The following is a 6,000-nucleotide window of genomic DNA, read 5'->3' as shown; positions in this document are numbered from 1 at the left end:
CAATAAAACAGCTAATCAAACCAGTAAAATGGTTAGGTTTGATATGTCTTAAATTTATTTAGGACAGGATTGTTATAGTATTTATTATTTTATTTAGCTTAGTTTATACTCAAGCTCAAGTCGGTATAAATACAGATGACCCTAAGGCGATGTTACATATTAATAGCACCCCTAATTTGCCTCCATTGTTTATACAACCTCAATCAGCGCCAGTGGGTTCTCATACAGGACAGATAGTGGTAATTGATGATCAATTATTTGTATATGATCAAGCGAGAGGTAAATGGTTAAGCGCACAAACTACATTACTTAGTTATGCAAATGAAAACAATAGTTCTGGGCGTTTTTTAGAATTTGTAGGTGATGTAACACGTAATGGAGCTATTTTACCTTATGATGCTACCATTGTATACATTACGGTAAAGGCATTACCTACGCCCACACCTAGGGATAAAAATATAGAAATTTATATTGATAATACGCCCGTGCCTAATAATGATACCGTAAGTCCAGAAGGAATAAGTGTGGATGGAGTAGTTAGAACATCTACAAATAGTAACTTTTTTATCTCCCGAACGCACAACATAGATGTGGATCAAGGACAGTCCGTACGAGTAAGAGTAGCAAATGCTGGAGGTAATATTGAGGATACGGTGGTTTTATTATGGTTAAAATGGAGAAAATGATGATTCAAATTAAAAAAATACTTTTATCGTGTTGTTGTATTACACTTTCTCTGCTTTCAAGTGCTCAAGACGGTGTTATATTAGGTGATCCAGAGGCAGAGGTGGTAATTAATTCACAAACGGCAGGGGTTCCTACGTTAGCAATGAACTCGCAAACAGTCCCTCATGGAGATACTGATGGGCAACTAGCGGTAATAGAAGGTATATTGTATAGATATGATAAGGGTAGAAATAAATGGTTAAGTATAGAGACTAGTATGTTTACTTTTGCCTTATTAGGTAACGTAGATAATGAACCTCTTGAATATGTAGGTGACGTAGAAGAAGGTGGCCCCATGTTACCTATGGATGGTACGGTGGTGAGTGTTACCGCAAGTGCAAATGGTGGGGAACTGAATAAACAAATGGGGATAGAAATTTATAGTCCGTTAAATCCGGCTGGACCAGTTTTTTCTGTATCCATATTTTTACAGAATGGAGAAATAGCTTTACCCTTTCAAGAACGTGATGATGATTTTCCTGCTGGAATATGGGCTAAGGTTATAGTATCTGATATCGCAGATGATGGAACGGCAGATGGCCCTGTGCGAGATCCCATGTTTAGTTTATGGGTAAAATGGAGAAAAGATAATCCACCAGCTCCTTGATTATACATTACTATGTGATTTACAAAAAACGCCCATTTTATCAAAATGGGCGTTTTTTATAGGTGTAATTACTATATTAAATTTTTACTCTCCATCCATGATTGTCTGCAGCGCGATTATATTGTATATCTTTTAAAGCACCCATTAATAAAGTCGCATAAGAATGCTCTAAAGTAGGAAGTTCAAATGTAAAGTCTTCATGTTTGTAACCTTTTATAGGTACAATTACAGCAGCTGTTCCTGTACCAAAGATTTCTTTTAGGCTACCATCTATAGCAGCTGCAGTAAGTTCTTTAACAGATACCCTTCTTTCTTCGACGGTAATACCATGATCTTTTGCCATTTGCATGATACTTCTACGTGTTACACCATTAAGAATACGGTCGTTATGAGGCGCAGTAAGTAATGTATCACCTATTCTAACAAATATATTCATCGTACCAGCTTCTTCTAGATATTCATGAGAGGCGGCGTCTGTCCATATAATTTGTTGGTAGCCTTTTTCTAGAGCAAGATTATTAGGGTAAAAACTTGCTGCATAGTTACCAGCAGCCTTAGCATATCCTACACCACCGTCAGCAGCTCTAGAAAATTCTGATGCTATCATAACGCGCACGTCACCTTTATAATAAGAAAATGCTGGTGACATAATAATCATGAACTTATATTCTGTTGCTGGTGCAGCGGCAACACCATTTTCACTAGCTATCATAAACGGTCTTAGATACAAGGAAAGTCCCTCTCCATATCTTACCCATTCTTTATCTAGGTTAACTAACTGTTTAAGACCATCTAAGAATATTTCTTTAGGCACCTCTGGCATTGCGAGTCTTTTTGCGCTTTCATTAAAGCGTATCCAGTTATCTTCTGGTCTAAAAAGAAATACATCTCCTTCAACATCTTTAAAGGCTTTCATACCTTCAAAAATAGCCTGGCCATAATGAAAGACTTTACTACTAGGGTCTACTTGAATAGGGCCATAAGGTTTAATCACTGTCGTATGCCATTCTCCATCGCGCCATGTACATTCCAGCATGTGGTCTGTGAAGGTCTTTCCAAAGGTTAAATTACTAAAATCTATGGCTTCAATTTTAGATTTTTTTACCTTATCTATAACGATTTCGTAAGTATTTGTCATGGTGGTTTTTATTATTTCTGTAAATATACTTTAATACTGCATCGATATTATGTCAATGAATTCTTAAATTTGCGCTAATTATAAACATTTGTATATTAATATCTATACATTATTAATAATTTGCTTAGATATAATAATTTTAAGCAATCCATTAATGAAACCATTTTAACGCCTGCATTTTTTATTTTATAAATAGTAAATGAAATATGTTATTATAATGGATACCTAACTGTTAAAACTATAACTACATGAAAAAGTTATTTATTGTTTTTTTTACAATGTCTTTATTTGTAGCGTGTAAAGAACAAAAAGATGTTGAAGAAGAAGTACCTGCTGTAAACGACGAGCAAGTACAAGAGATGGCATATCTAGATTATGGAGTAAAAATCACCGATAAAGACGTAATCGATGCCCTGGAGTTAAGAGCTATTTATGATGGTATGACTGTAGGAGATACCACTGCCGTAAAAGTAAAAGGTATGATAGCAGACGTATGTGTAAAAAAAGGATGCTGGATTAAATTACCAGTAGGAAATCAAGCGGCAACCGTAAAATTTAAAGATTATAGTTTCTTTTTACCTAAAAATGGTAAAGGAAAAGAGGTCATCTTGAGCGGTAAGGCTTATAAGAACGTTACACCGGTAGAAGAATTACGTCACTATGCCCAGGATGCTGGTAAATCTAAAGAAGAAATAGCAGCTATTGTAAAAGAAGAAGTTACTTTAAGCTTTGTAGCAGATGGAGCGCTTGTTGAAAAATTTGATAATCCAGATGTAGAACAATTAACAAATACAGAAGAGTAAATGAAACGTGAGATCATGATTACAGATGATGGATCAAAAACGATCCATATGCCCGATCTCAATGAACAATATCATTCTAAACATGGCGCCTTACAGGAGGCGCTTCATGTTTTTATAAATACTGGTCTAGAACATTTTATAGAGGTCTCGCTTTCGCGAAAGCGTAACTTTCAACAAAATCCTCTTAAGATTTTAGAATATGGTTTTGGTACAGGTCTTAATGCTATGGTAACTGCACTGCATGATTCTAAGACACCTGTAGAGTATACGGCGGTAGAGGCATACCCTATTAATGAAGAAGAAGTACTAGTTATGGACTATGGTAAATTACTAGGACATGAAGCGATGTATAAACACATACATCAATGCGGCTGGGAAAAAACTCATAAAATTAATAATCACTTTTTGTTGATAAAGCAGCAAAAAACCTTTGAGCAAATAGCAGATCAAGACTCTTATGATTTGATTTATTTTGACGCTTTCGGCCCTAGTACGCAACCAGAATTATGGACCGTAGATATATTTAAAGCTGCCTACAATGCTTTAAAAAGTAATGGAGTTCTCACTACTTATTGTGCAGCAGGACAGGTAAGGCGCAACATGCAAGCCGTAGGTTTTAAGGTAGAACGTTTACCAGGGCCGCCAGGAAAGAGAGAAATGTTAAGAGCCACTAAGAGTTTGTAATTCTTTAATTCTACTGGTGATTTATAAATCAACAATCATTTGGCAAACAGTTAGCGCAACAATTTTATAAGTAGCTTTACATTTGCAAAAAAAAATCATACATTTTTATGTCTAAAGAAGTTAGAGAACAAGAACCAAAGGTATTATGGAATCATTTTGCAGATTTAAATGCCGTACCGAGACCTTCTAAGAAAGAAGAGCGTGTACGTGCTTTTATGATAGATTTTGCAAAGCAACATGACCTTATGGTTATGGAAGATGCCATAGGTAATGTGATCATTAAAAAAGCCGCTACTCCAGGAATGGAAGATCGCAAGAGTATCATCATGCAGTCACACCTGGATATGGTACATCAAAAGAATAACGACACAGACTTTGATTTCTTAACACAAGGAATAGACATGTTTGTAGATGGAGATATTATCAAAGCACACGGTACTACACTAGGTGCAGATAACGGTATAGGTGTTGCTGCTATCATGGCAGTCCTTTCTTCTAGCGATGTTGCACACCCTGCAATAGAAGCGTTGTTTACTATAGATGAAGAAACAGGTATGACAGGAGCCAAAGAATTAGATCAAAATATTCTTGTTTCTAAGATATTATTAAACCTAGATACAGAAGAAGATGACGAGATAGACATAGGTTGTGCAGGTGGTGTAGATATTACGGCAACAAAGAGTTATTCTACTAGTAATATAGATGCTTCTTATTTATCAAAAAAGATAACGGTAAAAGGTCTTAATGGTGGACATAGTGGTATGGACATTATAAAAGGTTTAGGTAACGCAAATAAGATGATTACTAGACTTCTAGATGCGATGCAAAAGAAGGGTGCGGTCCATTTGCAATCTATGAAAGGTGGTAGTTTAAGAAACGCTATTCCTAGAGAAGCGGTAGTAGTAGTTAGCTTTTTAGAAAGTGACTTAAACTCTATACTTAATGCGTATCAATCATGTAAAAAAGCAATTCTAGACGAGTATAAATCTCTAGAACCCAATATTGCCATTTCTTTTGAAGATGCACCTAATGGACCTGTGCTAACTCAAGAAGATAGCCGTATTCTAGTATATACGTTATTAGGAATTCATAATGGAGTATACCGCATGAGTCCAGATATAGACGGACTGGTAGAAACCTCTAATAATCTAGCGCGTGTAACCTTAGAAGATTCTAAATTACAGATAGCCTGTCTTACGAGATCTTCTGTAGATAGTTCTAAGGAAGATCTAGCTAGTAGTATAGTCGCTGTAATGGAACTAGCACAAATGACCACTAAGCTTTCTGGTCATTATCCAGGCTGGCAGCCTAATGCAAATAGTGCGGTTTTAGATATAGCAAAAGCAAAATATATCGAACTCTTTAATCATGAGCCTAGAGTGGTAGCCTGTCATGCAGGATTAGAATGTGGCCTGTTAGGAGAGCGTTATCCCGGTCTAGATATGATCTCATTCGGTCCTAACATAAGAGGAGCTCACAGCCCAGATGAACGTGTAGAGATTAAATCTGTTCAGAAATTCTGGAAGTTCCTCTTAGAAATTTTAAAAGAGATTCCAAAAGCATAGTTTACTTAGTATAGCACTAATAATACATAAAGGCTGCCTAGATTTGTTCTGGGCAGCCTTTTTTGTACTCATATTTTTGTAAAGAGATCACAGATGTAAGGAGGCAATTAAGTGATAAAGGTGTATGGTTTGCTTTTAGGGAGATAAAATGATCTTTTTTAGGAGATGTGCCATAGCCATCACTACGGTTTAAGTATTCAACTTATCGATCGCTCTAATCGTAGAGTGCTTAAAATTAAAATATCAAAAAATAGTTTCTATACTCCGGCGCCCTTGTTTAAGGTATACTACGCTTAGACTACTTATTCCTTTTTTTTACCGCTTCTTTGAATTACAGCAAGTGAGTAGTTGTGTTCTATAATTCGATTTTATACGTCTGTAAAGGAATAGCTTATTAATAATGGACGTTCTAATCTAAGGCTTTGTCCATTTTTTTTCTATAGAGTAAAATAATGAGGTAAACTTATATCTATCTTT

General features: G+C 35.8%; 6 protein-coding genes. 5 read left to right on the top strand and 1 reads right to left on the bottom strand.

The genetic code is table 11. From position 1 onward, the window contains the following. Nucleotides 1-149 precede the first annotated feature (149 nt). Together Q0838_RS10660 and Q0838_RS10655 are read left to right on the top strand one after the other, a co-directional pair. Nucleotides 150-686, top strand: a complete 537-nt coding sequence (locus Q0838_RS10660) for a hypothetical protein (protein ID WP_298954653.1) — start codon at nt 150-152, stop codon at nt 684-686. Then, nucleotides 683-1,333, top strand: a complete 651-nt coding sequence (locus Q0838_RS10655) for a hypothetical protein (RefSeq protein ID WP_298954650.1) — start codon at nt 683-685, stop codon at nt 1,331-1,333. Before Q0838_RS10660 ends, Q0838_RS10655 begins: the two co-directional genes overlap by 4 nt. Nucleotides 1,334-1,409: 76 nt before the next feature. Here the strand turns inward: Q0838_RS10655 and Q0838_RS10650 are convergent, their stop codons facing one another. Further along, nucleotides 1,410-2,471: a branched-chain amino acid aminotransferase gene (locus Q0838_RS10650; RefSeq protein WP_298954647.1), complete on the bottom strand. Its 1,062-nt coding sequence runs from the start codon at nt 2,469-2,471 to the stop codon at nt 1,410-1,412. Between the two features lie 248 nt (nt 2,472-2,719). Between Q0838_RS10650 and Q0838_RS10645 the strand changes: the two genes are divergently transcribed. From Q0838_RS10645 to Q0838_RS10635, 3 genes are all read left to right on the top strand, one after another. Further along, complete coding sequence (locus Q0838_RS10645) at nt 2,720-3,274, top strand: DUF4920 domain-containing protein (protein ID WP_298954645.1); 555 nt, start codon at nt 2,720-2,722, stop codon at nt 3,272-3,274. Beyond that, complete coding sequence (gene mnmD / locus Q0838_RS10640; protein WP_298954642.1) at nt 3,275-3,958, top strand: tRNA (5-methylaminomethyl-2-thiouridine)(34)-methyltransferase MnmD; 684 nt, start codon at nt 3,275-3,277, stop codon at nt 3,956-3,958. Nucleotides 3,959-4,065: 107 nt separating this feature from the next. Further along, nucleotides 4,066-5,523, top strand: a complete 1,458-nt coding sequence (locus Q0838_RS10635) for an aminoacyl-histidine dipeptidase (RefSeq protein ID WP_298954640.1) — start codon at nt 4,066-4,068, stop codon at nt 5,521-5,523. The last annotated feature ends 477 nt before the right edge of the window (nt 5,524-6,000 follow it).

The organism is uncultured Nonlabens sp. (assembly GCF_947495285.1).
Classification (GTDB): Bacteria; Bacteroidota; Bacteroidia; order Flavobacteriales; family Flavobacteriaceae; genus Nonlabens.
Note: the sequence above shows the minus strand (reverse complement) of the source record. Positions and strands in the feature narration are given on the sequence as shown.